The organism is Micromonospora sp. NPDC050795, assembly GCF_044456785.1.
Taxonomy (GTDB): Bacteria; Actinomycetota; Actinomycetes; order Mycobacteriales; family Micromonosporaceae; genus Micromonospora.
In genome coordinates, this window is record NZ_JBITGE010000017.1 from 52,240 (window position 1) to 75,866 (window position 23,627).

The 23,627-nt window shown below is 72.1% G+C and carries 22 protein-coding genes and 1 riboswitch; of the genes, 13 read left to right on the forward strand and 9 right to left on the reverse strand.

Annotation, left to right across the window (positions count from 1 at the left end; translation table 11 throughout):
• Nucleotides 1-3 precede the first annotated feature (3 nt).
• The 4 genes from ACIBEF_RS17005 (at nt 4) to ACIBEF_RS17020 (ending at nt 3,750) form a co-directional block, all read left to right on the forward strand.
• Nucleotides 4-987 carry an alpha/beta hydrolase gene (locus ACIBEF_RS17005; RefSeq protein ID WP_396794219.1) on the forward strand — a complete coding sequence of 328 codons (984 nt, stop codon included), beginning with the start codon at nt 4-6 and terminating at the stop codon, nt 985-987.
• Nucleotides 980-2,083: an alpha-hydroxy acid oxidase gene (locus tag ACIBEF_RS17010; protein ID WP_396794220.1), complete on the forward strand. Its 1,104-nt coding sequence runs from the start codon at nt 980-982 to the stop codon at nt 2,081-2,083. Before ACIBEF_RS17005 ends, ACIBEF_RS17010 begins: the two co-directional genes overlap by 8 nt.
• Nucleotides 2,084-2,087: 4 nt before the next feature.
• On the forward strand, nt 2,088-3,422 hold the full coding sequence (locus tag ACIBEF_RS17015) for a PLP-dependent aminotransferase family protein (RefSeq protein WP_396794221.1): 1,335 nt from the start codon (nt 2,088-2,090) through the stop codon (nt 3,420-3,422).
• Nucleotides 3,423-3,489: 67 nt separating this feature from the next.
• Entirely contained in the window at nt 3,490-3,750 is a 261-nt protein-coding gene (locus tag ACIBEF_RS17020) for a hypothetical protein (RefSeq protein WP_357205073.1), read from the forward strand.
• 123 nt (nt 3,751-3,873) lie between these two features.
• Here ACIBEF_RS17020 and ACIBEF_RS17025 read toward each other — a convergent pair whose 3' ends face one another.
• The 3 genes from ACIBEF_RS17025 to ACIBEF_RS17035 all read right to left on the reverse strand — a co-directional run bounded on the left by ACIBEF_RS17025 (nt 3,874) and on the right by ACIBEF_RS17035 (nt 7,085).
• A complete protein-coding gene (locus ACIBEF_RS17025) occupies nt 3,874-5,310 on the reverse strand; it encodes a glycine hydroxymethyltransferase (protein WP_396794222.1) in 1,437 nt (478 codons plus the stop codon).
• Nucleotides 5,311-5,329: 19 nt separating this feature from the next.
• A riboswitch (ZMP/ZTP riboswitch) is annotated at nt 5,330-5,419 on the reverse strand.
• Between the two features lie 81 nt (nt 5,420-5,500).
• The gene (locus ACIBEF_RS17030) at nt 5,501-6,370 is read right to left on the reverse strand and encodes an NAD(P)H-hydrate dehydratase (RefSeq protein WP_396794223.1); all 870 of its coding nucleotides are present in this window, start codon (nt 6,368-6,370) and stop codon (nt 5,501-5,503) included.
• Entirely contained in the window at nt 6,354-7,085 is a 732-nt protein-coding gene (locus ACIBEF_RS17035) for a histidine phosphatase family protein (protein ID WP_396794224.1), read from the reverse strand. Before ACIBEF_RS17035 ends, ACIBEF_RS17030 begins: the two co-directional genes overlap by 17 nt.
• Nucleotides 7,086-7,208: 123 nt before the next feature.
• On the opposite strand from ACIBEF_RS17035, the gene ACIBEF_RS17040 reads away from it, so the two are divergent.
• Nucleotides 7,209-7,535, forward strand: coding sequence for a hypothetical protein (locus tag ACIBEF_RS17040; RefSeq protein ID WP_396794225.1), 327 nt, complete (start codon nt 7,209-7,211; stop codon nt 7,533-7,535).
• A 101-nt stretch (nt 7,536-7,636) separates the two neighbouring features.
• Nucleotides 7,637-8,608, forward strand: coding sequence for a DNA polymerase domain-containing protein (locus ACIBEF_RS17045; protein WP_396794226.1), 972 nt, complete (start codon nt 7,637-7,639; stop codon nt 8,606-8,608).
• Nucleotides 8,609-8,617: 9 nt separating this feature from the next.
• Here the strand turns inward: ACIBEF_RS17045 and ACIBEF_RS17050 are convergent, their stop codons facing one another.
• Entirely contained in the window at nt 8,618-9,124 is a 507-nt protein-coding gene (locus ACIBEF_RS17050) for an Lrp/AsnC family transcriptional regulator (RefSeq protein WP_396794227.1), read from the reverse strand.
• Nucleotides 9,125-9,229: 105 nt separating this feature from the next.
• On the opposite strand from ACIBEF_RS17050, the gene pdhA reads away from it, so the two are divergent.
• The 4 genes from pdhA to ACIBEF_RS17070 all read left to right on the forward strand — a co-directional run bounded on the left by pdhA (nt 9,230) and on the right by ACIBEF_RS17070 (nt 14,613).
• A complete protein-coding gene (pdhA, locus tag ACIBEF_RS17055; protein WP_396794228.1) occupies nt 9,230-10,396 on the forward strand; it encodes a pyruvate dehydrogenase (acetyl-transferring) E1 component subunit alpha in 1,167 nt (388 codons plus the stop codon).
• Nucleotides 10,393-11,397: an alpha-ketoacid dehydrogenase subunit beta gene (locus tag ACIBEF_RS17060; protein WP_396794287.1), complete on the forward strand. Its 1,005-nt coding sequence runs from the start codon at nt 10,393-10,395 to the stop codon at nt 11,395-11,397. The genes pdhA and ACIBEF_RS17060 overlap by 4 nt, the downstream gene beginning before the upstream one ends.
• Nucleotides 11,394-12,746, forward strand: a complete 1,353-nt coding sequence (locus ACIBEF_RS17065; protein ID WP_396794229.1) for a dihydrolipoamide acetyltransferase family protein — start codon at nt 11,394-11,396, stop codon at nt 12,744-12,746. The genes ACIBEF_RS17060 and ACIBEF_RS17065 overlap by 4 nt, the downstream gene beginning before the upstream one ends.
• 181 nt (nt 12,747-12,927) lie before the next feature.
• On the forward strand, nt 12,928-14,613 hold the full coding sequence (locus tag ACIBEF_RS17070) for a right-handed parallel beta-helix repeat-containing protein (RefSeq protein WP_396794230.1): 1,686 nt from the start codon (nt 12,928-12,930) through the stop codon (nt 14,611-14,613).
• A gap of 118 nt (nt 14,614-14,731) precedes the next feature.
• Here ACIBEF_RS17070 and ACIBEF_RS17075 read toward each other — a convergent pair whose 3' ends face one another.
• Together ACIBEF_RS17075 and ACIBEF_RS17080 are read right to left on the reverse strand one after the other, a co-directional pair.
• Nucleotides 14,732-16,831, reverse strand: a complete 2,100-nt coding sequence (locus ACIBEF_RS17075; RefSeq protein ID WP_396794231.1) for a PQQ-dependent sugar dehydrogenase — start codon at nt 16,829-16,831, stop codon at nt 14,732-14,734.
• A 23-nt stretch (nt 16,832-16,854) separates the two neighbouring features.
• The gene (locus tag ACIBEF_RS17080) at nt 16,855-17,820 is read right to left on the reverse strand and encodes a sugar phosphate isomerase/epimerase family protein (RefSeq protein ID WP_396794232.1); all 966 of its coding nucleotides are present in this window, start codon (nt 17,818-17,820) and stop codon (nt 16,855-16,857) included.
• A gap of 696 nt (nt 17,821-18,516) precedes the next feature.
• Here ACIBEF_RS17080 and ACIBEF_RS17085 point away from each other — a divergent pair.
• Nucleotides 18,517-19,785, forward strand: coding sequence for an Ig-like domain-containing protein (locus ACIBEF_RS17085; protein ID WP_396794233.1), 1,269 nt, complete (start codon nt 18,517-18,519; stop codon nt 19,783-19,785).
• A gap of 140 nt (nt 19,786-19,925) precedes the next feature.
• Here ACIBEF_RS17085 and ACIBEF_RS17090 read toward each other — a convergent pair whose 3' ends face one another.
• Entirely contained in the window at nt 19,926-20,942 is a 1,017-nt protein-coding gene (locus ACIBEF_RS17090) for an SMP-30/gluconolactonase/LRE family protein (RefSeq protein WP_396794234.1), read from the reverse strand.
• A gap of 183 nt (nt 20,943-21,125) precedes the next feature.
• On the opposite strand from ACIBEF_RS17090, the gene ACIBEF_RS17095 reads away from it, so the two are divergent.
• Entirely contained in the window at nt 21,126-21,500 is a 375-nt protein-coding gene (locus ACIBEF_RS17095) for an STAS domain-containing protein (RefSeq protein WP_396794235.1), read from the forward strand.
• A 79-nt stretch (nt 21,501-21,579) separates the two neighbouring features.
• Here ACIBEF_RS17095 and ACIBEF_RS17100 read toward each other — a convergent pair whose 3' ends face one another.
• Complete coding sequence (locus ACIBEF_RS17100) at nt 21,580-21,972, reverse strand: FKBP-type peptidyl-prolyl cis-trans isomerase (RefSeq protein WP_396794236.1); 393 nt, start codon at nt 21,970-21,972, stop codon at nt 21,580-21,582.
• A gap of 216 nt (nt 21,973-22,188) precedes the next feature.
• Nucleotides 22,189-22,746, reverse strand: coding sequence for a hypothetical protein (locus tag ACIBEF_RS17105; protein ID WP_396794237.1), 558 nt, complete (start codon nt 22,744-22,746; stop codon nt 22,189-22,191).
• A 189-nt stretch (nt 22,747-22,935) separates the two neighbouring features.
• Between ACIBEF_RS17105 and ACIBEF_RS17110 the strand changes: the two genes are divergently transcribed.
• Nucleotides 22,936-23,625, forward strand: a complete 690-nt coding sequence (locus tag ACIBEF_RS17110; RefSeq protein ID WP_396794238.1) for a CBS domain-containing protein — start codon at nt 22,936-22,938, stop codon at nt 23,623-23,625.
• Nucleotides 23,626-23,627 lie beyond the last annotated feature (2 nt).

The window sequence follows — 23,627 nt, forward strand, 5'->3', positions numbered from 1 at the left end:
GACATGGCAGCACACCCGGAGGTGGCCGCGTACCGGGCGGCCCGCGCCGCGGCCGGCACCCCACCGCTGTACTCACAGACCCTCTCCGAGGCGCGTGCCGCGGACCTGGCCGCGATCCGCGCCGGCAGCGGCGCGGTCGAGCCGGTGACCGAGGTACGCGACGAGCGGATCCCCGGTCCCGCCGGGGAGCTGCCGCTGCGGGTGTACCGACCGGCCGGGTCGGGTCCACTGCCCACCCTGCTGTACTTCTTCGGCGGCGGGTGGACGCTCGGCAGCATCGACACCGCCGACGGCATCTGCCGGCGGCTGGCCAACGCCGTGCCCTGTCAGGTGATCACCGTCGGCTACCGCCTCGCACCGGAGCACCCCTTCCCGGCGGCGGTGCACGACTGCCACGCCGCCACCTCGTGGATCGCCCGGCACGCCGACGAGCTGGGCGCCGACCCGACCCGACTGGCGGTCGGTGGGGACAGCGCCGGTGGGAACCTGGCCGCCGCGGTCACCCTGCTCAGCCGTACGGACGGGCCGCCGCTCGCCGCGCAACTGCTGGTCTACCCGAACACCGACCAGAGCGGGGAACCGGCCGGGGACGAGGACCCGGCGCTGTTCAACCGCCGTTCGGTCGTCTGGTACCGGAGGAACTACCTGGTCGACCCGGCCCACGCGAGGGACCCGCTGGCCTCGCCGCTGCTCGCCGAGGACCTGTCCGGGTTGCCGCCGGCGCTGGTGATCACCGCCGAACTGGATCCCCTGTGCGCCGAAGGGCAGCGGTATGCCGATCGGCTGCGCGACGCCGGCGTGCCCACCCGGCTGGCGCACTATGCCGGCATGATCCACGGGTTCTTCGCGATGCCGGGCACCTTCACCGACGGGAGGCTCGCGCAGGAAAGCGCGGCGGCCTTCCTCCGCGAGCGCTTCGGACTGCCGGCCGCGGCGGGCTCGAGCGAGGTTGCCGACGAGGCGGCGGCGGGGCCCGGCGATGGGTGAGCGGGGGCTGGCCGAGCGGCCGGCCGTGTCGCTCGCCGACTACGCCGAGCGCGCCCGGGCCGTGCTGCCGCCGGACGTGTGGGACTACCTGGCCGGCGGCAGCGCGTCGGAGGTGACCCTCGCCGCGAACCGTCGCGCGTTGGACCGGGTCGCGGTGCTGCCCCGGGTGCTGCGCGGCGTGGACACCGTCGACCTCGGCGCCCACCTGCTCGGCCGTCGGTACGCCATGCCGGTCGGGGTGGCGCCGATGGCGTACCAGCGGCTCGTGCACCCGGACGGAGAGCTCGCTCTGGCCGCGGCGGCCGGCGCGGCCGGGATCCCGTACCTGGCCAGCACGCTGGGTAGCACCCCCATCGAACAGGTCACCCGGGCGGGGGCGGACGTCTGGTTCCAGCTCTACTGGCTGCGTGACCGGGCGCTCGTCCGCGACCTGCTGGACCGGGTCGTCGCGGCCGGCTGCCGGGCGCTGGTGGTCACAGTGGACGTCCCGGTGCTCGGCCGGCGTCCCCGGGACCTGCGCAACGCGTTCCGGCTGCCGGCCGAGGTGGTCGCCGCGAACCTTCCCGAGGGTCGAGACGCGTTGGCTCACTCCGGCGCCCCCGGGGTGTCCGCGATCGCCGCGCACACCGCCGCGTCGTTCGCGCCGGCGCTGCGCTGGGCGGACCTGGCGTGGCTGCGCGAGCAGGTCGACCTGCCGCTGGTGGTCAAGGGGCTGCTGGACCCGCGCGACGCGACCGAGGCGGTACGGGTCGGCGCGGACGCGGTGGTCGTCTCCAACCACGGCGGGCGACAACTGGACGGCTCACCGGCGAGCGTCACCATGCTGCCGGAGGTCGTCGACGCGGTCGGGGACGGCTGCCAGGTGCTGCTGGACAGCGGCATCCGTTGCGGCACCGACGTGCTGCGGGCGCTGGCGTTGGGTGCGGCCGGGGTGCTGGTCGGCCGACCGCTGCTCTGGGCCCTTGCCGTCGGTGGCGAACCGGCCGCCCGGGACGCGTTGGGGCTGCTCGCCGCCGAGCTGACCGATGCGCTCACCCTGGCCGGCTGCGCCGACGTGGTGGCGGCCGGCCAGCTGCGCACCCTCGGGGTGGGCTGAGGGGATGAGCGCTGCCGAACCGGTCGACCTGACCGTCGCCGACCTGCACCCCGCTCTGGGCGATCCGGCGCTGACCTCGATGAACTTCCTCAACGAGGTGTCCGAGCGTCACCCGACGGCGGTGTCCCTCGCGGCCGGCCGGCCGTACGAGGAGTTCTTCGACGTCGCGGCGGTGCACCGGCACCTGGACACCTTCCACCGGCACCTCGTCGACGACCTGGGGCACCGACCCGAGCAGGCCCGGCGGCTGCTGCTGCAGTACGGCCGGACCAAGGGCATCGTGCACCACCTGATCGCCCGCAACCTCGCCGTCGACGAGGGGATCACCGTCGACCCGGAGGACGTGGTGGTGACCGTCGGCTGCCAGGAGGCCATGTTCCTGGTGCTGCGGGCGTTGCGGGCCGGGCCGGCGGATGTGCTGCTCGCGGTCGCCCCGACCTACGTCGGCCTGACCGGGGCGGCCCGGCTGGTGGACCTGCCGGTGTGGCCGGTCGCCGGTGGGCCGACCGGGGTCGACCTGGCCGACCTGGCCGCCCAGGTGCGCCGGGCCCGGGCCGCGGGGCTGCGGCCGCGCGCCTGCTACCTGATGCCGGACTTCGCCAACCCCTCCGGCATCAGTATCGACACCGCACACCGGCAACGGTTGCTGGACCTGGCGGCGCAGGAGGATCTGCTGCTGCTGGAGGACAACCCGTACGGACTGTTCCACAGCGACGACGGGCCGCGCCCGCCCACCCTGAAGGCGTTGGACACCGGCCGGCGGGTCGTCTACCTCGGCTCGTTCGCCAAGACCGTGCTCCCCGGGGCGCGCGTCGGCTATGTCGTCGCCGACCAGCGGGTCGGCGGCCCGGGCGGGCCGGTCGGCACGCTCGCCGACCAGCTCGCCATGATCAAGAGCATGGTCACCGTGAACACGTCACCGATCGCGCAGGCGGTGATCGGCGGCCGGCTGCTGGAGCACGGATGCAGCCTGGTGGCCGCCAACAGCCGGGAGCGGTCCGCGTACGCCAGGAATCTGCGCCACCTGGTGGCCGGCCTCACCCGGCGCTTTCCGGCTCAGCCGGACCAGCCGGACCAGCCCGGGGTGCGGTGGACGGTGCCGGCCGGCGGGTTCTTCGTGGTGGTGACCGTGCCGTTCCCGGTCGACGACGCGTTGCTGGACCGCTCGGCGCGCGACTACGGGGTGCTGTGGACGCCGATGGCGCACTTCTACGACGACTCCGCGCCGGTGCGCGCGTTGCGGTTGTCGGTGAGCGCGGTCACACCGGAGCAGATCGACGTCGGGCTGGATCGCCTCGCGGCGCTGATCACCGACGAGTTGACGCGCCGGGCGGGGTGACACACCGCGTTCATCGGATGGCAATGCGCGACGACCCGCGTGCCGCCGTCCTCGGTGGACGGTCATAATAAGCCGCATGGTTGCCTGGGAGTACGCCCTGCTCGTCCGTCGCTATCAGGGACAGGGCCGCAATTTTCACGTCTCGTTCGTCTGGTACGCGCCGGACGGGTCCCGCAAGGACATCACCGCCTTCGGCGACACCGCCATCGCGCACCTCAACCGCGCTGGCCGGGAGGGGTGGGAGCTGGTCTCCGCCGCCGAGGACGTCAACAACGTCCAAGGCAGCACCGAAGTCCACCGCTACCACCTCAAGCGCCCCATGGCCTGACTCCGGCCCGCCGCCCCTGTCCGCCCCCGTCCGCGTCGATCATGGAGCTGTGGTGGTGGGCGACATTCGCTACCCGCCCTCATTCGGGCACCACAACTCCATGATCGACGCGAGTCGGTCGGGTCAGCTCAGGTCGACGCCGGGGTAGAGCGGGTACGTGGCCAGCAGGTCGGTGGCCTGGCGGGCGATCTTGTCGGCCAGGCCGGCGTCCAGGGTGTACTTCGCCTTCGACGGGGTGCCGTCGGTGTTGGCGCCGGCGGTGGTCTGGGTCAGCACGGTGTGGATCAGCTCGGCGGTCTGGTCCATCTCGGCGGTGCCCAGGCCCCGGGTGGTCAGCGCCGGGGTGCCGATCCGGATGCCGGAGGTGTACCAGGCGCCGTTCGGGTCCTGCGGGACCGAGTTGCGGTTGGTGACGATGCCCGAGTCGAGGAGGGCCTGCTCGGCCTGCCGCCCGGTGAGCCCGTAGCCGGACACGTCGATCAGCACCAGGTGGTTGTCGGTGCCACCGGTGACGAGCTTCGCGCCCCGACGCAACAGCCCTTCGGCGAGGGCCTGCGAGTTGTCCACGATCCGCTGGGCGTAGTCGGCGAAGTCGGGCCGGCGGGCCTCGGCGAGCGCGACCGCCTTGGCGGCCATCACGTGCGGCAGCGGCCCGCCGAGCACCATCGGGCAGCCCCGGTCCACCTGGTCGGCCAGCTCCGGCTGGCAGAGCACCATGCCGCCGCGCGGGCCGCGCAGCGACTTGTGGGTGGTGGTGGTGACGATGTGCGCGTGCGGCACCGGGTCGAAGTCGCCGGTGAACACCTTGCCGGCCACCAGGCCCGCGAAGTGCGCCATGTCGACCATGAAGGTCGCGCCGACGGAGTCGGCGATCTCGCGCAGGATCCGGAAGTTCACCTTCCGTGGGTACGCGGAGTAGCCGCCCACCAGGATCAGCGGCTTGAACTCGCGGGCCGCCTCGGCCACCCGGTCGTAGTCGATCAGACCGGTCGCCGGATCGGTGCCGTAACTGCGCTGGTCGAACATCTTGCCGGAGATGTTCGGCCGGAAACCGTGGGTGAGGTGACCGCCGGCGTCCAGCGACATGCCGAGCATCCGCTGGTTGCCCAGCTCGCGGCGCAGCGCGAACCAGTCGGCCTCGGTGAGGTCGTTGACCTGGCGGACCTGGGCCTTCTTCAGGGCGGGGGACTCCACCCGGTCGGCCAGCACCGCCCAGAAGGCGACCAGGTTGGCGTCGATGCCCGAGTGTGGCTGCACGTACGCGTGCGCGGCGCCGAACAGCTCCCGGGCGTGCTCGGCGGCGAGCGCCTCGACGGTGTCGACGTTCTGGCAGCCGGCGTAGAAGCGGCGGCCGACGGTGCCCTCGGCGTACTTGTCGCTGAACCAGTTGCCCATGGCCAGCAGGGTCGCCGGGGAGGCGTAATTTTCGCTGGCGATCAGCTTGAGTGACTCCCGCTGGTCGGTCAGCTCGGCGCCGATGGCGTCGGCGACCCGCGGCTCGACAGCCCGGATCACCTCGAGGGCGCTCCGGAATGCGGTGGACTCGGCGTTGCGGGACATGCGACCTCCAACAGACGTGCGGGAAGGCCCAGGCGCTCGGCAAACGTCCACGTGACGAGGCCGCTCCCCGATGGTTCTCCATCCCCACGCGCCAGTAACGGCCCGGGAGGATCCTACCGGGCCGTTACTGGCCGTTCGGGCCGCCCTCCAGCGGAGCTCCGCCGAGGCTCGACGAAGGGCCGGGGTCCGATCAGACCATCGCCAGGGTGCGGGGGATCTCGTCGAGCAGCTCCCGAGCCAGAAAGCCGATCCGGCCGTAGCGGGGAATCAGCCGCTGGCCGCTCACCGAGTGCGCGAACGAGCCCCAGCAGGCCGCCTGCGCCGGGTCGGCACCCCGGGACAACAGCCCCGCCAGCAGCCCGGCGAGCACGTCCCCGCTGCCGGAGGTGCCCAGCCCGGCGTCGCCGCTCTCCTCCCGCCAACCCCGCCCGTCCGGCGCGGCCACGTGCCCGTACAGCGACACGACCGCCTCGTACCGGGCGGCCAACTCGGCCGCCTCGGCGTCCAGGTCGTCGCCCGGGTCCCGCCCGAGCAGGTGCCCGGCCTCGGTGACGTTGGGCGTGAGCACCACGGGCCGGCCCGAGCCGACCAGCAGGTCCGGTGCGTGGCTGAGCGCACCGAGGGCGTACGCGTCGAGGACCAGCGACGTGTCCGGGCGGGCCGCCGCCAGGACCAGGGCCAGCAGACGGTTGGTCTCGTCGATCGCCTTCAGGCCGGGGCCGAGTGTCACCACGTCGGCCTGCCCGACCAGGTCGCCGAGTTGCCCGGCCCGGTCGGCGGCCACCGCGCCGTCGGCGGTCTCCGGCAGCCCGACCACCAGCGCCTCGGGCACCTGGATGCTCAGCGCGGCGGCGGTGGACTCGGCGGCGGCCAACTGGAGCACCCCGGCACCGGCGCGCAAGGCGGCCACTCCGGCGAGCAGCACCGCGCCCGGCGTGAAGCGGGAACCGCCGACCACCAGCACGGTGCCCCGGCTCTCCTTCCCGCCGACCGGCACGGGCAGTGCCCAGTCCCGCAGCAACGCCGGGGTGATCACCTTTACCTCAGACCGGCTCGGCATGGATCTCGTCCTCCCTGGTCGGCTGGGCGCCCTGCTGACGCAGGTGCGCGACATCGTTGAAGGCGGTGAGGGCAAGGCGGCCGTCGTCGTCCGCCGACCACTCGGTGATCGAACAGTTGGCGATCACGTCCTGCCGGGTGAGCGCCATCAGCTCGTCCTCGGTCAACCCCTCCAGCAGATAGCGAAGCAGGAAGACCAGCGCGTCGTGGCCGAAGAGCAGCACTCGGCAACCGTCGTGGTCACGACGCAGGTCGCCCAGCAGCGTCCGTAGCCGTAACGCCACATCCGTCCAGGACTCCCCGCCCGGCGGCCGGTAGTAGAACTTGCCCAACCGGTCCCGACGTTCGGCCTCGTCCGGGTACCGCCGGCGCACCCCGTGCCCGGTCAGCCCGTCGAGGATGCCCAGCTCCCGGTCGCGCAGCCGTTCGTCGCGGTGGACGGGTATGTCGGTGCCGGCCAGCGCCAGCCGCGAGGTCTGCACCGCGCGCAGGTACGGCGACGCGACCGCCACATCCGGGCGCCTCGCGTCCGGCAGTTCGGCCAGCCAACGGCCGGTCGCCCGGGCCTGCTCCTCGCCGGTCGCGGAGAGCGGCACGTCGGCGTCGCGATGGGTGAGGTCGATCAGCTCCGCGCCCGACGCCTCGGCGTGCGTCGCCGCGACGTTCGCGGTGCTCTCGCCGTGCCGGACGATCCAGAGGGTTGCCAGTTCCGCCATGCGGCCCCCCTACCCGGGCGCCGCCGACGGTAACCGTGTCCGGTGGTCGCTGTCGGTTTCGGGGCAGCGCCGCGACCGGGCGATGCGAAACAATGTGCGCCGGACAGGTGACGGGGGTCGGCGATGACTGTCTTGCGAGGTCTGCGGGAAGCGGTCCTGTTGTTCGTGGTGGTCGGGGCGCTGGTCGCGGTGGCGGCGATGATCTGGGTGGCGGTCGCCGGCGGTGACTACGCCGCTCGGCTGGGCATCGGGTTGGTGGTGGTGGGCGGGCTCATCGGCATGACGGGCGACCTGACGCTGAGTCGGATCGGCATGCTCGGCCCGCGCGCCACCTTCGGTGCCGCGCCGGAGCGGGAGACGGCCGGCGGTGGGCGTGTGCTCACCGGGGTCGGCGTCTTCCTCTTTGTCGGGCTGCCACTGGTCGTGGTCGGCGTGCTGCTGCTCACCTGAGCGAGCGCGTCATCGCTGCCGTCGAAGCCCAGCTCCGTCGGCGCCGCGCCAGTGTCCGCTCGGTGGCTGTACGGGGCGCTTGTGCGTCGTACCCTCAGGGCGTGGCCACGGCGGCGGAGGAGATCCAGGTGGGGGAGCGGGTGGTCCGCGTCTCCAGCCCCGACAAGCCGTACTTCCCGGAGCGTGGGCTGACCAAGCTGGACGTCGTCCGCTACTTCCTGGCGGTGGGCGACGGCATCCTGCGCGCGTTGCGGGACCGGCCGACCATGCTGGAACGCTGGCCCCGCGGTGTCTTCGAGGGCGCGACGATCGCCACCCGGCAGACCAACCGGGGCGACGCGTTCTACCAGAAGCGGCTGCCGGCCGGCGCGCCCGAGTGGGTGCGGACGGCGCACATCACGTTCCCCAGTGGCCGGACCGCCGACGAGGTCGCGCCGAGCGAGTTGGCAGTGGTCATCTGGGCGGCCAACCTGGGCACCCTGCGGTTCCACCCGTGGCCGGTCACCGCCGCCGACGTGGAACGCCCCGACCAGTTGCGCATCGACCTGGACCCGATGCCCGGCGTCGGCTTCGAGCAGGTGGTGCCGGTGGCGCACGAGGTGCGGGCGTTCCTCGCCGAGCTGGGCATGACCGGCTACCCGAAGACCACCGGCGGTCGCGGGCTGCACGTCTACCTGTCGATCGAGCCGCGGTGGAGCTTCGGTGACTGCCGTCGGGCGGTGCTCGCGCTGGGCCGGGAGATGCAGCGCCGGCTGCCGGACCTGGTCACCACCACCTGGTGGCGCGAACAACGGGACCGGCCCGTCTTCGTGGACTACAACCAGATGGCCCGGGACCACACGGTGACCTCGGCGTACTCGATTCGGCCGACGCCGGCCGCGCTGGTCTCCGCGCCGCTGGACTGGTCGGAGTTGGACCAGGCCCGCCCGGAGGACTTCGACGTGCTCAGCATGCCGGCCCGGTTCGCCGAGCGCGGCGACCCGCACGCCGGCCTCGACGGTGACCGGCACTCACTGGAACCGTTGCTGGAGTTGGCCGACCGCGACGGGCTGGAGGCCCCGCCGGAGCGCTGAGGCCGGCGGTCACGCCCAGGGGCTGCCAACCCCGTCGAACTCCTCGAAGACCAGCCAGGTGCGGGTGGACAGCACCCCCGGAATGCTCTGCACCCGACCCAGCACCACGTCGCGCAGCGCGGCGTTGTCCGGCGCGCGCACCAGCGCGAGCACGTCGTGGTCACCGCCGAGCAACGCGGCGTGCTCGATGTAGCGCACCTGGGCCAGCTCGGCCGACACCTCCCGCCAGGTGTTCTGCTCGATGGTCAGGGCGATGTACGCCGAGGTGCCCAGCCCGGCCGCCTCGGGCGCCACCTTGGCCCGGAACCCGGTGATCACCCCGTCGCGCAGCAACCGCTCCACCCGCGCGTACGCGTTGGTGCGGGAGATGTGGATCCGTTCGGCGAGGGTGCGCACCGACGTCCGACCGTCGCGGACCAGCTCGTCGAGGATCCGCCGGTCGACCTCGTCCAACGCTCGGGCCGATCGTCCCGATCCCGCGCCCCGGCCTGCGTCGTCGGCGGTCTCCTGGCTCACTGGTACCCCCTCCGCATGCCAACCGTCCCGCCTTCTGTGTCGATCTTGAGTCAATCATCCACAAGCGGAAGCATAGGCTCACCACACGTCCCAGGAGGTTCCGCCGTGACGACCACTCCCCAGGCGGTCCGCAGGGCATCCCCGCGCACCCGTCGAACGGTCACCCCGCCCGACCCGGCGCGCTCGTTGCTACCGGACGCCGAGCCGGTCCGCCTGCTCACCGAGAACGGCACGCCGCTGCCCGCCCGCGCCGACTACCCCGAACCACCCGCCGAGGTGCTGCGCGAGCTGTACCGCCGGATGGTGCTCGGCCGCCGCTTCGACACCCAGGCGACCGCCCTGACCAAGCAGGGTCGGCTGGCCGTCTACCCGTCCTCGCGGGGCCAGGAGGCGTGCCAGGTCGGCGCGGTCCTCGCGGTGCGCGACACCGACTGGGTCTTCCCCACGTACCGCGAGTCGATGGCGCTGGTTGCCCGAGGCATCGACCCCGTCGAGGTGCTCACCCTGCTGCGCGGCGACTGGCACTGCGGCTACGACCCGACCGAGGTGCACACCGCACCGCAGTGCACCCCCCTCGCCACCCAGTGCGTGCACGCCGCCGGCCTGGCGCACGGCGAGGCGTACCAGGGCCGCGACACCGTGGCGCTGGCCTTCATCGGTGACGGCGCCACCAGCGAGGGCGACTTCCACGAGGGGATCAACTTCGCCGCCGTGTTCAAGGCGCCGGTGGTCTACTTCGTGCAGAACAACAGGTACGCGATCAGCGTCCCGCTGTCCCGGCAGACCGCCGCGCCGTCGCTGGCCTACAAGGGCGTCGGCTACGGCGTGCCCAGTGAGCAGGTCGACGGCAACGACCCGGTCGCGGTGCTGGCCGTGCTCACCCGCGCGGTCGCCCACGCCCGGGCCGGCAAGGGACCGTTCCTGGTCGAGGCGCACACCTACCGGATGGAGCCGCACACCAACGCTGACGACGCCAGTCGCTACCGCGACGGCGCCGAGGTCGACGCCTGGCGGGACCGGGACCCGGTCGCCCGCCTGGAGACCTACCTGCGCGCCCGCGGTGTGCTCGACGACGCGGCCGTCGCCGAGATCGCCGAGCAGGCCGAGGCGTACGCGGCGGACCTGCGGACCCGGATGAACGAGCAGCCCACCGTCGATCCGCTGAGCCTCTTCGACCACGTCTACGCCGAACCCACCCCGCAGCTTGTCGAACAGCGTGAGCAGGTCCGCGCCGAGCTGGCCGCCGCGCACGCCGAGGAGGGCGACGCCTGATGGCCACCACCATGGCGAAGGCGCTCAACACCGCGCTCGCCGACGCGCTCGCCGCCGACGACCGCGTCGTCGTCTTCGGTGAGGACGTCGGCGCGCTCGGCGGCGTCTTCCGGATCACCGACGGCCTCCAGGCCCGCTTCGGCGAGGACCGCTGCTTCGACACCCCCCTCGCCGAGGCCGGCATCGTCGGCTTCGCCGTCGGCATGGCCATGTCCGGCCTGCGCCCGGTGGTCGAGATGCAGTTCGACGCGTTCGCGTACCCGGCGTTCGAACAGATCGCCTCCCACGTGGCGAAGCTGCGCAACCGCACCCGGGGCGCGCTGAGCGTGCCGATCGTCATCCGCGTGCCGTACGCGGGCGGGATCGGCGGGGTCGAGCACCACTGCGACTCGTCCGAGGCGTACTACGCGCACACCCCCGGACTGAAGGTGGTCACCCCGGCGACCGTCGACGACGCGTACTCGCTGCTGCGCGAGGCCATCGAGGACCCCGACCCGGTGGTCTTCATGGAGCCCAAGAAGCTCTACTTCGCCAGCGCCGAGGCGTCCCTGCCGACCCGCAACGAGCCGTTCGGCCGGGCCGTCGTGCGCCGGCCCGGACGCGACGCCACCCTGGTGGCGTACGGGCCGGCGGTGCCGGTCGCGCTGGAGGCCGCCGACGCCGCCCGGGAAGAGGGATGGGACCTGGAGGTCGTCGACGTACGCACCATCGTGCCGTTCGACGACGAGACCATCACCGCCTCGGTCCGGCGTACCGGCCGGTGCGTGGTGATCCAGGAGGCGCCCGGCTTCGCGGGCGTCGGCGCGGAGATCGCCGCCCGGGTGCAGGAGCGCTGCTTCCACGCGCTGCACGCCCCGGTGCTGCGGGTCGCCGGGCTGGACATCCCCTACCCGGCGCCGATGCTGGAACACACCCACCTGCCCGGCGTGGACCGGGTGCTCGACGCGGTGGCCCGCCTTCAGTGGGACGACCAGCCGGACGCGCGTTGGGCGGCGGCATGACCATCGTCGAACGGACACAGGTCTTCCTCCTGCCCGACCTGGGCGAAGGGTTGAGCGAGGCCGAGATCGTCGAGTGGCGGGTCGCCGTGGGTGACGTGGTCACCGTCGACCAGAGCGTGGTCGAGGTGGAGACCGCCAAGGCCGTCGTCGACGTGCCCTGCCCGTACGCCGGCCGGGTGGTCACCCTGCACGGCGCGGCCGGTGAGGTACGCCCGGTCGGCCAGCCGTTGATCACCATCGCGCCGCTGGACGGGGGCGACGAGCCCGCCGGGCACGCCACCTACCGCGAGGAGGAACGGGCCGGCTCGGGCAACGTGCTGATCGGGTACGGCACCGGCCACGGCACCGCCACCCGACGTCGGCGTCGGCCCCGCCTGGCGGTGGCCCCCGAACCGGCTGACGCCGGCCCGACCGGCGGCACCGGCACGGCTGCCGCCGCCACGTCCGGCGAGCCGGCAGCGCCCTCCGCCGCCCTGGTCATCTCGCCGATCGTGCGGCGGCTGGCCCGTGAGCACGGCGTGGACCTCGACACGGTGCGGGGCACCGGACCCGGGGGTGTGATCCGCCGCGCCGACGTGGAGGCCGCGCTGACCGCGCCCGCCGCCCGGCTCGCCGCCGTGCCGGACCCGCAGGTCGGGTCGGCCCCGGCGGGGGACGGCGACGTCATCGTCGCGCTGACCGGCGTCCGCAAGGTGATCGCCGACAAGCTCTCCCGCAGCCGGCGGGAGATCCCGGAGGTGACCATCTGGGTCGACGTGGACGCCACCGGGCTGTTGGAGACCCGCGCCGCGATCAACGCCGCGACGCCCGACGCGCCGGTGAGCATCCTGGCCCTGCTGGCCCGGATCTGCCTCAGCGGACTACGCCGGTTCCCGCAGCTCAACGCCCGGGTCGACACCGAGGCGCAGCGCATCGTCCAGTCCGCCGGGGTGCACCTCGGCATCGCCGCGCAGACCGACCGCGGGCTCCTGGTGCCGGTGGTGCGCGACGCCCAGCGGCTCACCACCGCCGAGCTGGCCGCCGAACTGGCGGCCACCACGGCCGCCGCGCGGGCCGGCAGCCTGCCCCCGGCCCGGCTGACCGGTGGCACCTTCACCCTGAACAACTACGGGGTGTTCGGCGTCGACGGCTCCACGCCGATCATCAACCACCCCGAGGCGGCCCTGCTCGGGGTCGGGCGGATCGTGGACAAGCCGTGGGTGGTCGACGGGCAGCTCGCCGTCCGCAAGGTGACCCAGCTCAGCCTCACCTTCGACCATCGGGTCTGCGACGGCGGGGTGGCCGGCGGCTTCCTGCGGCACGTCGCCGACTGCGTGGAGCGACCGGCGCTGCTGATCGCCGCCGTCTGACGCGTACCCCCTCGGCCCCGGCGCTGCCCGTGCGGCGCCGGGGCCGGCGCATGTCCAGGGCTCCCCGGCGGCGTCATCGGGCCGGGCCCCCGGCGGCGTCATCGGGTCGGGGTTTCCCGGCGGCCTCACCGGGAAGTCGGCCCCGCCGGAGCGCACCGAACGCGTCGAAGGGAGCCCGCCCGTGGCCGCGGCGAACGAGCTGCTACTGAACTCGGTCCGGGTACGACGGCCCGCCTCGGCCGGCGCGCCGCTGTACTGCGACGCGCTGGAGTACGGGCTCACCGGTGACGGCGCGACCAACGACCAGCCGGCGCTGGCCGCCCTCGTGGACCGCCTCGGCGCCGGCTACGCCTCGGACGGACGGGCCCGCGTCATCTACTGCCCGCCGGGCATCTACTCGATCCGGGACGCGGGCACCGTGTGGCGCAGCGGTGTGTCGCTGATCGGGGCCGGCCCGGCGGCGACCCGGTTCATGCTCAGCAACGAGGGCAACCGGGCCGACCCCACCCCGTTGGCGTTCTGGACCACTGTGCAGCACGGCGCCGACCGGGACCGGCACATCGCCGACTGCACCTTCTCCGACTTCCAGATCGACGGCTCCGGCGTCGCCATGGCCGAGTACAACTACCTGGCCAAGGGCCTCGGCCTCCAGTACGTGGTGCGGGGTGTCTTCCGCAACCTCTACATCCACCACACCGCCGCCACCGGGCTGGGCTGCGACTTCCTCCAGGACTCCCTGATCGACGGCGTGGTGGTGGTCGGCTGTGGCCGACTGGACAACGGCGAGCAGATGGGTGGCGCCGGCATCGGGATCGGCATCGGCGGCTGGGGAGCGGTGGAGCGGCTGACCATCGCCAACAGCACCGCCCTGGCCAACGGCACCAACGGAATCTTCCTGGAGCTGCAGAAGGACTATTGGGCACCGCCACGCGGCTACCGCATCGTCGGCTGCCACAGTCAGGGCAACCGCTTCGGCATCTCCGACTGGGGCGCCGACGGCCTGATCGTCTCCGCCTGCACCATGACCGGAAACCTGGAGACCGGGTTCGACGTGTCGGCGCAGGGCACCTCGTCGGTGGCCGGCCGGGGTGGGCTGCTCACCGACTGCGTCATCGACGGCAACATGTGCGACGGGGTCAGCATCGGTAACAGCCCTGGCCCGTACACCGTCCGAGGCAACCGGATCAGCGGCAACGGCCGGCACGGTTATCACTCGCACGACCTGGGGCGCGGCTACCGGGGCTCGATCCGGGACGTGGTGATCGAGAGCAACGAGTTCTGGGGCAACGGCCTCGACGCGATCCGGATCGACCACCAGATGACCGACGCGGTGCTGCTCAACAACCGGATCCGCAACAACGGACGGCAGTACGGCGAGGGCACCGGCGGTACCGGTGACGCCGTCCGCTACGGCGAGCGGTCCCTGGTGGACCGGTCGGCCAACTGGCCGCACGACGGTCACCGGGGCAAGGTCCTGCGGGTCGGAAAGGCAGTGGCCATGGTGGCCTCCAACACCGGCGACGAACTCACCCTCGCCCCGGTCCGCCCGGACGCGTTCAGCGCGTGGAGCGGGGACGTGCCACCGCCGGGATGCGCATACGAGCTGGCCGCCGCACCGAAGCTGCGGGCCGGCATCACCGTCGACGCGCCGTTCGACTCGGCGACCATCCGGGGCAACCGGGTGTGGGACAACCACGACAACCCGACCCAGACGCACGGGCTGTGGATCACCGAGCGGGGCAGTTGCGTGGACTGCCGGGTCGAGGACAACGACCTGGCCGGCAACGCCGACGAGGGCATGCGACTGGACACCCCGCCGGTGGGCGGACGGTGGCGGGACAACCACGTGGACAGCGACTGGAGCTGACCCGACGGTGGTCGCCGTCGGGACGCCGGAGCGACGGCGACGGCGAGATCCTGAAGCTGAACGACGTGCGGCGGCGGCCGGAAGGTTCCGGCCGCCGCCACTGTCGTGGTGAAACCGATCAGCCGGCCAGACCGGCAACCGGGGTCGGGTCCAGCACCACAGTCGCCGAAGCGGACTGCGGGGGTACGCCCGGGTCGGTCGGGGCGTCGGTGTACTCCGCCACGAACACCGCGGTCAGGTTGTCCGCGCCGCTGTGCCCACCGTCGAGGAAGGTGGGGATGCTTCCGGAGCAACCCGTCGAGGTGGACAGCGGGTGCCCGTGCTCATCGTGCCCGAGCACGTAGGTGACCTTCACCCGGGAGCAGTCCACCGGCAGGTCGTCGGTGACCTTCACCTCGTACGCGACGGTCTGCCCGAACTGGAACGGCTGCCCGGCCTCCGGGGCGACGAACTCGATGATCGGCGCGGTCGGCCCGACCACCAGCGGCAGGGACGCCGAGGCGGACCGTCCGGTGCGGTCGGTGACCTTCAACGTCGGCGTGTACGAGCCGTTCTCCGGGAACGTCCAGCTCGCGTTCGGAGCGGTGCTGTCCACCGAGCCGTCCGCGTTGAAGTCCCACGCGTAGCTGAGCTTGTCACCGTCCGGGTCGGTCGTGCCGGCGCTGGAGAACGCGACGGTCAGCGGGGCCTGCCCAACGGTCGGGGTGCCACTGATCTTCGGGATCGGCGTCCGGTTGCCCCGCACGAAGTCGATCCGGGACAGCTGCGCGTCCGGGTTCTCGGCGAAGTAACCGTCGCCGTACTCCAGGACGTAGAGCGCGCCGTCCGGGCCGAACTCCATGTCCATCGGGTTGTCCACGACCAGCGACGGCGCCACCGGACGGATGTCGTCGACATCGCCGTCGGAGTCGAGGCGGAACTCCTTGATGTAGTCGCGGGACCACTCGTAGAACAGCGGAACCCCGTCGTAGTAGGCCGGCCAGCGGGTGCGCGACGTGCTGGTCCCGTCGTACTCGTACGCCGGGCCACCCATCGGAGAGATGCCGCCGGAACCCAGCTGCGGGAACTCGGCCGAGGGGGCGGCCGCGTACCAGACCTCCGGCTGCTCGACCGGCGGCAGCACCCGCTTGCCGGTGTTGTGCGGTGAGTCGTTGACCGGGCGCTTGCAGTTGAACGTGGCACCGGACTCACCGGTGGCGAAGTCGTAGTCGCGGTAGGCGATCGTCGGCGTCACGCAGTACGGCCAGCCGTAGTTCGCCGGCTTGTCGACGCGCATCCACCGACCGTGCCCGGCCGGCCCGCGCTCCGGGTTCGGGTTGGACGCGTCCGGGGAGTAGTCGCCCACGTACACGTCGTCGGTCCGCTTGTCGACGGCGAACCGGAACGCGTTGCGCAGCCCCATCGCGTAGATCTCGGGGCGGGTCTGCGCCGTGCCGGGCTTGAACAGGTTGCCGGCCGGCACCGTGTAGCCACCACCGGCCTTGACCTTGATGCGCAGCAGCTTGCCGCGCAGGTCGTTGGTGTTGGCCGAGGTGCGCTGGGCGTCGTACGCCGGGTTACGGTCGGCCCGCTCGTCGATCGGGATGTAACCGTCGGAGGCGAACGGGTTGGTGTCGTCACCCGTCGACAGGTACAGGTTGCCCTTGCTGTCGAAGTCGATCTGGCCGCCGACGTGGCAGCAGATGCCCCGGTCGGTGGGCACGTCGATGATCTGCTGCTCGCTGGCGAGGTTCAGCTTCTGCCCGTCCAGCTTGAACCGGGACAGTCGCAGCGCGCCCTTGAAGCGCTGCCAGTCCGCCTCGGTGCCGGTCTCCGGCGCGTCCCCCTCGTTGACGCCGGGAGTCGCCGGGTCGTCCACCGGCGTGTCCATCGGCGGCGAGTAGTAGAGGTACACCCACTTGTTCTGGGCGAAGTTCGGGTCGATGGCGACGCCCTGCAACCCCTCCTCGTCGTGCTCGTACACCGGAATGTCGGCGGCGAGGGTGTTCAGCCCGGTGCGCGGGTCGTGGATGCGGACCTCACCGGTACGGGAGGTGTGCAGCACCCGCAGGTCGGGCAGGACGGCGAGGCTCATCGGCTCGCCCGGGAAGTCGTTCAGTGTCACTTTCTGGAAGCTGCTGTCCGGCGGCGCGGCCGGCGCTGCGGACGCTGCCGCCGGTGGTACGGCCAGACCGGCCGTCACCAACAGCAGGGCGGACGCGAATGCGGTCCTGTTCATCAGGTGAATCCCCCGGGGTGGTTTCAGTACCGAAGTGAAGCGAGATAGTCGAAGCCGACGCGAGCGGTGTCCAGGGCGTCGGCGGGGGAGCGCGGCGCGGTGCCCGCGTCGTCGCGCTCCACGATGTACTCCTCGATGCCGGCTTCACGCTCGTGGGCGAAGATGCGACCGAAATCGATGAGGCCGTCGCCGAGGTCGGCGAAACCACCCTCGACGTCGAGGTCCTTGACGTGCACCTGGCGGATCCGGCCGCGGTTGGCACGGATCACGTCGACCGGGTCGTGGGCGCCCCGCCAGGTCCAGTAGAGGTCGAGCTCGAAGTGCACCAACCGGGAATCGGTCTGCGAGCTGAGGATGTCGAACCCGGTCGAGCCGCCGGTCAGCGGCACGAACTCGAGCTGGTGGTTGTGGTAGCCGAAGTCCAGCCCCGCGCGTTCGGCGAGCCGTCCGGCGCGGTTCAGGTCCCGAGCCAGGGCCCGGTAGACGGCGGGGTCGCGGATCGGCTGACCGCTCGCGTCCCGACCGAAGTACGGGTGGACGATCTTCTTGCAGCCCACCACGTTGGCGTCGGCGAGAGCCTGCTCCCAGGTGGCGGCGTCGAACGGCTGCGGGATGCCGACGTGACCGGAGGTGGAACGCAGCCCGGCCTCGTCGAGCGCGGCCCGGAACTGTGCGGCGGTGCGTCCGACGAAACCGGCGTGCTCCACTCGCCGGTAGCCGATCCGACGCAGCGCGTCCAAGGTGCCGGGCAGGTCGGCGGCGAGCTGATCACGCAGCGTGTAGAGCTGAATGCTGATCCGGTCCACCGGCACCCGGCGGCGGCCCTGGGCCTGCCCGGTGGTTGCGGCGGGCGCGGCGACGGCTGGGCCGCCGAGCAGACCGGCGGCGCCGACAGCGGCCGCGGAAACGGTCGCGGCGCGCAGCACTCCCCGCCGGCTGACCGGCTCGGACGCCGGTGTCGGCCCCGGTCGGTTGAGTTGTTGATCCATGGTGGTGGTCCCTTCCTGACGGCTGGGACGCCGTCGGCGGCGGTCGACCTGACTGCCGTCCGCCGGGCGCGCCGAACCGGCCGGAGGCGGGCTCCGGCTGGACGGTGAGGGACGGCGCGGGTGCGGCCCGGACCCATCGGGAGCGGAACGCGGCAACCCGGCAGAGGTGGCGGCAAGTTGATCGACGAATGGGCAACCCTCTATCTAGATCCAGACCCTACCCTTGCCTCCGGACGAAGGCAAAGCTTTGTCGCGTTCGCCGGAAGTTTCGCTTCAACTGACAAAAGTCCGCCCACGAGGTGCGCCGCCGGGCCTGAGCTCCTACCTCCCGTGCCCACCGCGCCGCGCCGCGCGCGCCCGGCCGCCCGGCCACCCGGCGCTTGATCCACTCGGGTTCATGAAAGTCGCGGTGTCGGGGTGGCCGGGATGCCCCAACTTCCTGAAGGCCGAGTCGATCATGAGCCGGGTCGACGGTGCCGCCCGCCCCCGCTCGCCATTCGGACAGTCGACGTTGCGTCGCTCAAGCGGAGCAAAGCGCATGACACGGGTCGGTTGAACACCTGTTCCGACCAAGCGGAGCATTGTTGGAAAATGGGTCGATAAATGCGCGGCCAATTATTTCCGAATGCCGCGAATGGTCCCGTCAAGCGGGCAAGAATGTGGCGGAGGGAAGTCGAAAAACGGGGGGACTGAAACATGACGTCTAGGCGGCGATTGACGCTGTTGGCGGTAACCATCGCAGCGGCACCACTCGTCCTGGGTGCGTGCACCGCCGACCGGGGTTCGGCGACCGGGTCGGCCAAGAAGCACGCCGCCCCACCGGAACTCGCTCTGACGCCGGGGGACAAGGCCCGGGACGTCCCGGTCAGCGCCGAGGTGGGCACCGTGGTCAAGGGTGGACGGGTCACCGGCGTACGGCTCACTGACGACAAGGGCAAGCAGGTCAACGCCGAACCGCGCGAGGACGGCTCCGGCTGGGTGCCGAGCGCCCCGCTGCAACCTCGACGGACCTACACCGCCGAGGTGACCGCGACCGGTGACTCCGGTGCCACCACCACCCGCACCACCACGTTCACGACGATGGCCAAGTCGACCAAGCCGCAGATCACCAGCACCCTCTATTTCAACGGCAATCGGACGTACGGCACGGCGATGCCGGTAACGGTGGCCTTCGACCCAGGAATTCCGAAAGAGGCCAGGGCGGATGTCCAGCGGCGGTTGTTCGTAAAGACGAATCCGCCGCAACCGGGAGCCTGGTCGTGGCTTGAAGATGGAAGTCAGGTCTATTACCGGGCCCCCGATTTCTGGAAGCCGGGGACCACCATCAGTGTCCGGGCCGGTCTGGAGGGTCTGCCGATCGGAAAGAAACTGGTCGGCGACGCCGAGCGGACCGCGACCTCCAAGATCGGACGGCAGGTCTCGCTGGAGATCGACAACGCCACCAAGCAGATGACGGTCCTGCGCGACGGCAAGCAGGTCCGCCGGATCCCGGTGAGCCTGGGTAAGCCGAGCACGCCGAGTTCCAGCGGCAAGATGGTGATCATGGAAAAGCACGAGCGGGTCACCTTCGACACCCGGGGTGAGCCGAACGGTGGCTACGTGGTCGACGTCGACGACGCCCAGCGCTACACCTGGGGCGGCGAGTTCATCCACTCCGCCCCCTGGTCGGAGGGGGACCAGGGCAACACCAACGTCTCGCACGGTTGCGCGAACGTCTCCGCCACCGCGGCCGACTGGTTGATGGGGGTGACGCAGGTCGGTGACCTGGTCACCGTCAAGGGCACCGAGGTGGAGCTACAGCCGGGCAACGGCTGGACCGCGTGGAACGTGAGCTGGGACGAGTTCGCCAAGGGCAGCGCCCTGCCGGTGCCGCCCGGGCTCAAGCCCGCGCCGGTCGCCCCGGCGCACCCGGGCGCGGTGGCCGGCGGATCGCCCGCACCGGCGCCCTCCGTCAGCGGCCGCTGAGCGGGACAACGAGGCCAGTCCCGCACGAGGGCACCGCGCCGATCTTGCACTTACTGCGCCGACACAGGGGACATTTAACGCATCCCGGCGACAGGAAACGCAAGATCGGCGCGGTGGTGGGGTGCCGGGCCGGGCAGGGGTCAGGTCAGGGGTACGCGGGCTACTCCGGGACCGGTCAGGCTGCCCAGCCAGAGGTGGTCGCCGTGCTGGCGTACCCCGGTGATCATCGAGTAGTGCCCGTTCGGACCGTGCAGCGTCCGGCGAACCGTTCCCGCGTCGTCCACCAGCGCGACCAGCCCGTAGCGGCGTGGCTGCGGCTGCATCGCGTCGGGCAGCAGGGCGGCGAGCTGACGCAGGCGCGGATGGGGCAGCAGCCGTTCGGCGATCGGCACCCGGGGGCTGGGCAGCGCGATCCAGTACGTCCCATCACCCACCGCGGCGAGATTGTCCGGGTACGCGGGCAGGTCGGCGAGGACCCGCACACCGCCGCCGAGCTCGACCCGCAGCAGGCGATGGGTGCTGGTCTCCACCAGCATCAGCGCCGACTCGTCCGGGGTCAGCGCGATCCCGTTGGGAAAGTACAGCCCATCGGTCACCACCTCGGTGCGGCCGCTGCCCGGATGGTGGGCCAGCACCCGGCCGTTGGGGCGGTGCTCCAGCAGGTCCCGCTTCCAGTGCGAGACCGGAAACCGGTCGGAGCTGTCGGTGAAGTAGATGGTGCCGTCACGGCCCACCGTCGCGTTGTTGGCCAGGTGCACCGGGGGTGCCGTTCCGGTCAGTTCGCGTACCCCGCCGTCCGGGGTGACCCGCAGCAACCCGCGGTACGCGTCGCAGACCACCAGGGCCTCACCGGACGGGTCCAGCTCGATGCCGAGCGGACGGCCCCCGGTCTCTGCCAGCAGGTGGGGTGTGGTGCCGGCCCGCGCGTCGACCGGCCACCACCAGAGCCGACCGTCCTCGTCGCCACTGATCACCCGCCCGGCGCCGTCGACCAGCACGTCCTCGGGGCCGACGGCGCCCTTGGGGAGGGGAAGCAACTCGGCCTCGTCCAGCCGGCGGTCGGTGGGGGCCCATGTCCCGGCCAGCGCCGGAGGGCTGGTCGCCGGCTCGCGGACGGGGCGGATCAGCCGGGGCGGCCGGGGCCGGGGGATCAGCATCAACCTATTCTCCACCCGGATGCCGGCCGGCCCCCGGGTTCCGTGCCCGCGCGGCGCGCCGCGAGAGGCCCCTGACTCCACCCCGAGGAGGAGGTGGGGTACCTCGGGGTATGCCCCTGGGCGTACCCGGAATCACTCCGCCGAGGGGCGAAAGTGTCGGTGGTGGCGGCTAGATTTCTGGGCATGGAAGAGCACAGCGACCGGCTGGACGTGCAGGTCAGCGTGGGTGACCAGTTGGTCCTCGTGCGGGTGGCCGGCGAGATCGACATCGCCACCGTGGCCGCGTTCCGGTCCGCGCCGCCCCGCCCGGTCCTTCAACTGGACCTGTCCGGGCTGCGGCTGCTCTCCGCCACCGGCGTTCGCACGCTGCTCGCGGCGCATCTGCGCGTGCGGGCCTGCGGTGGCGAGCTGGTCCTGGTCGACCCGAGCCCGGTGGTGGCGCGGGTGCTGCGCGTCAGCGGGCTGCACCGCGTGATGCCGATTCTGGAGCTGACCTCGCCGATCGAGGCCGCGCGTCGCCCGGTGATCGCCACCACGGACCTGCAACTGGCCGCCTGATCCCGATCGAGGAGGTTGGCCGTCGCGGTCCCAGCCGGGCACGGGGCCGCCGGCGCATACCGGCGACCCCGATAATCGGTCAGCTCACGCCGAGCAGGTCGACGACGAAGATCAGCGTCTCGCCCGGCTTGATGACGCCGCCGGCACCCCGGTCGCCGTACCCCAGGTGCGGCGGAATGGTCAGGCGGCGACGACCGCCCACGCGCATGCCGGCGACGCCCTGGTCCCAGCCGGCGATGACCTGACCGCCGCCGAGCGGAAAGTCGAACGCCTCGCCCCGGTTCCAGGACGAGTCGAACTCGCCGCCCGTGGAGTGCGACACGCCGACGTAGTGCACGCTGACCAGTTGGCCCGGCTCGGCCTGCGGGCCGTCGCCAACGGTGATGTCCTCGATCACGAGGTCGGCCGGCGGTGCACCCTCGATCGGACCAACCTCGGGCTTGCCCGACTGGGCGCCTGCTGCCTGGGTCATGCGGGGATCTCCTGCCGTGTTGGGTGATGTGTCCGGTCACCGTCGATCCTGCCGGATCACCCCTCACCGATGTGCGGCGGACCCGCAACCTGCTCCGCGGCCCCGCCCGCCGGTCGAGCACCGGCGTCCCGGTGGCGCTGCGGGCCCGGCCGGTGGAACGACGCCGTGGCGGGCGTCACCGATGCTGGTGACGCCCGCCGAGGGGGTGCGCGGAGTTCACCGCAGCCAGGGTGTCCGCTGGACGATCGGCAGCGTCGCCCACACCCGGCCCAGGCCCCAGGTGTGGCCGGCGTTGACCAGCGCCAGGACCGCCAGCACCGCCGCGTAGATCAGGTGGTCGTCCATGACGGGGTTGTTCTCCGGAGGCAGGACGGCGGTCCACATCATGACCAGCAGCAGCCCACCGGCCACGGCGGCGACCCGCATACCGATGCCGAGCAGCAGCGCGACACCGATCCCGGCCAGGCCGATCATGAAGAGCCAGTCCGCCCAGGCGGCACCGCCGATCCCGGTGTAGAAATCCTTGAACGGGCCGGTCACGCCGAAGGTCAGGAATCCCTTGGTGGGGCTACCCCCGTTGATCCAGGCGTTCTTCGACTCGGTGGCCATCCCGAGGCCGAACACCTTGTCGATGAAGGCCCAGAGGAAGATCCAGCCCAGTGCCAGCCGGGTGCCGGCCAGGATGTACCGGACGGCCCGCTCGGGAGCGGTGCCGGCCTTCGCAGCGGTGTCCTCGGCGGTGACCCGCTCGGTCGTCGCGATCATGGTCTCCACGTCCCTTCTCAGCTTCGCACCGCGCTTCCCGGTGGCATCTCCAGTGGACGCCCACAGCGTTCCCGGCGGCAGGGCCGACAGACCGCAACCGCTCGGGACGTTCGGCCCCTCCGGGTCCGGTCCGGCGGCCCTGACGACGGTCGACTCTCGGTCGTAGCGTCCGAGATGGACCACGAGAGGGAGGCCGTCATGAGGACCTGGCAGGTGGGTGACGTGATGACCCGGGAGGTCGAGACCGTGGTGGCCGAGACCCCGTACCGGGAGATCGTCGATGTGCTGTTGCGCCGCGGGGTCAGCGCGGTGCCGGTGATCGACGATTTCCGCCGAGTGCTGGGGGTGGTGTCCGAGGCCGATCTGCTGCACCGGGTCGAACGCGCCGGTGAGCCGGCGCTGCGACGGGTCTTCGAGAGCCGCCGTCGACGTGGCGCGCGGAGCAAGGGTGCGGCCCTTCTGGCCGGCGACCTGATGACCGCGCCGGCGGTCACCACCGGTCCGGAGGCGCCGCTGTCCGCCGCTGCCCGCGTCATGGACCGCGAGCAGGTCAAGCGGCTGCCCGTGGTGGACGACCTCGGCCGGTTGATCGGCATCGTCGGTCGCGCCGACCTGCTGCGGGTGCACCTACGGTCGGACGCAGAGATTCGTGAGGACGTGGTGCAGGAGGTGCTTCGCCGGGTGCTCGCCGTGCGGGACGGACTGGTCACGGTCGAGGTCCGCCACGGTGACGTGACGCTTGCCGGTCGGCTGGACCGCCGCTCCGCCGTTGACCTCGCCGGTCGGCTCGCGGCGCAGGTCAGTGGCGTGGTGCGAGTGACAAACGCGATCGCCTACGACGCCGACGACACGGTCAGCGACCCCGGCCAGGTGATGCCGGTCGCCTGAGG

Coding starts and splice junctions, on each gene's coding strand:
- ACIBEF_RS17005 (WP_396794219.1), top strand. CDS start 4: ATGGCAGCACACCCGGAGGTGGCCGCGTACCGGGCGGCCCGCGCCGCG.
- ACIBEF_RS17010 (WP_396794220.1), top strand. CDS start 980: ATGGGTGAGCGGGGGCTGGCCGAGCGGCCGGCCGTGTCGCTCGCCGAC.
- ACIBEF_RS17015 (WP_396794221.1), top strand. CDS start 2,088: ATGAGCGCTGCCGAACCGGTCGACCTGACCGTCGCCGACCTGCACCCC.
- ACIBEF_RS17025 (WP_396794222.1), bottom strand. CDS start 5,310: ATGTCCCGCAACGCCGAGTCCACCGCATTCCGGAGCGCCCTCGAGGTG.
- ACIBEF_RS17030 (WP_396794223.1), bottom strand. CDS start 6,370: ATGCCGAGCCGGTCTGAGGTAAAGGTGATCACCCCGGCGTTGCTGCGG.
- ACIBEF_RS17035 (WP_396794224.1), bottom strand. CDS start 7,085: ATGGCGGAACTGGCAACCCTCTGGATCGTCCGGCACGGCGAGAGCACC.
- ACIBEF_RS17040 (WP_396794225.1), top strand. CDS start 7,209: ATGACTGTCTTGCGAGGTCTGCGGGAAGCGGTCCTGTTGTTCGTGGTG.
- ACIBEF_RS17065 (WP_396794229.1), top strand. CDS start 11,394: ATGACCATCGTCGAACGGACACAGGTCTTCCTCCTGCCCGACCTGGGC.
- ACIBEF_RS17075 (WP_396794231.1), bottom strand. CDS start 16,831: ATGAACAGGACCGCATTCGCGTCCGCCCTGCTGTTGGTGACGGCCGGT.
- ACIBEF_RS17080 (WP_396794232.1), bottom strand. CDS start 17,820: ATGGATCAACAACTCAACCGACCGGGGCCGACACCGGCGTCCGAGCCG.
- ACIBEF_RS17085 (WP_396794233.1), top strand. CDS start 18,517: ATGACGTCTAGGCGGCGATTGACGCTGTTGGCGGTAACCATCGCAGCG.
- ACIBEF_RS17090 (WP_396794234.1), bottom strand. CDS start 20,942: ATGCTGATCCCCCGGCCCCGGCCGCCCCGGCTGATCCGCCCCGTCCGC.
- ACIBEF_RS17095 (WP_396794235.1), top strand. CDS start 21,126: ATGGAAGAGCACAGCGACCGGCTGGACGTGCAGGTCAGCGTGGGTGAC.
- ACIBEF_RS17100 (WP_396794236.1), bottom strand. CDS start 21,972: ATGACCCAGGCAGCAGGCGCCCAGTCGGGCAAGCCCGAGGTTGGTCCG.
- ACIBEF_RS17110 (WP_396794238.1), top strand. CDS start 22,936: ATGAGGACCTGGCAGGTGGGTGACGTGATGACCCGGGAGGTCGAGACC.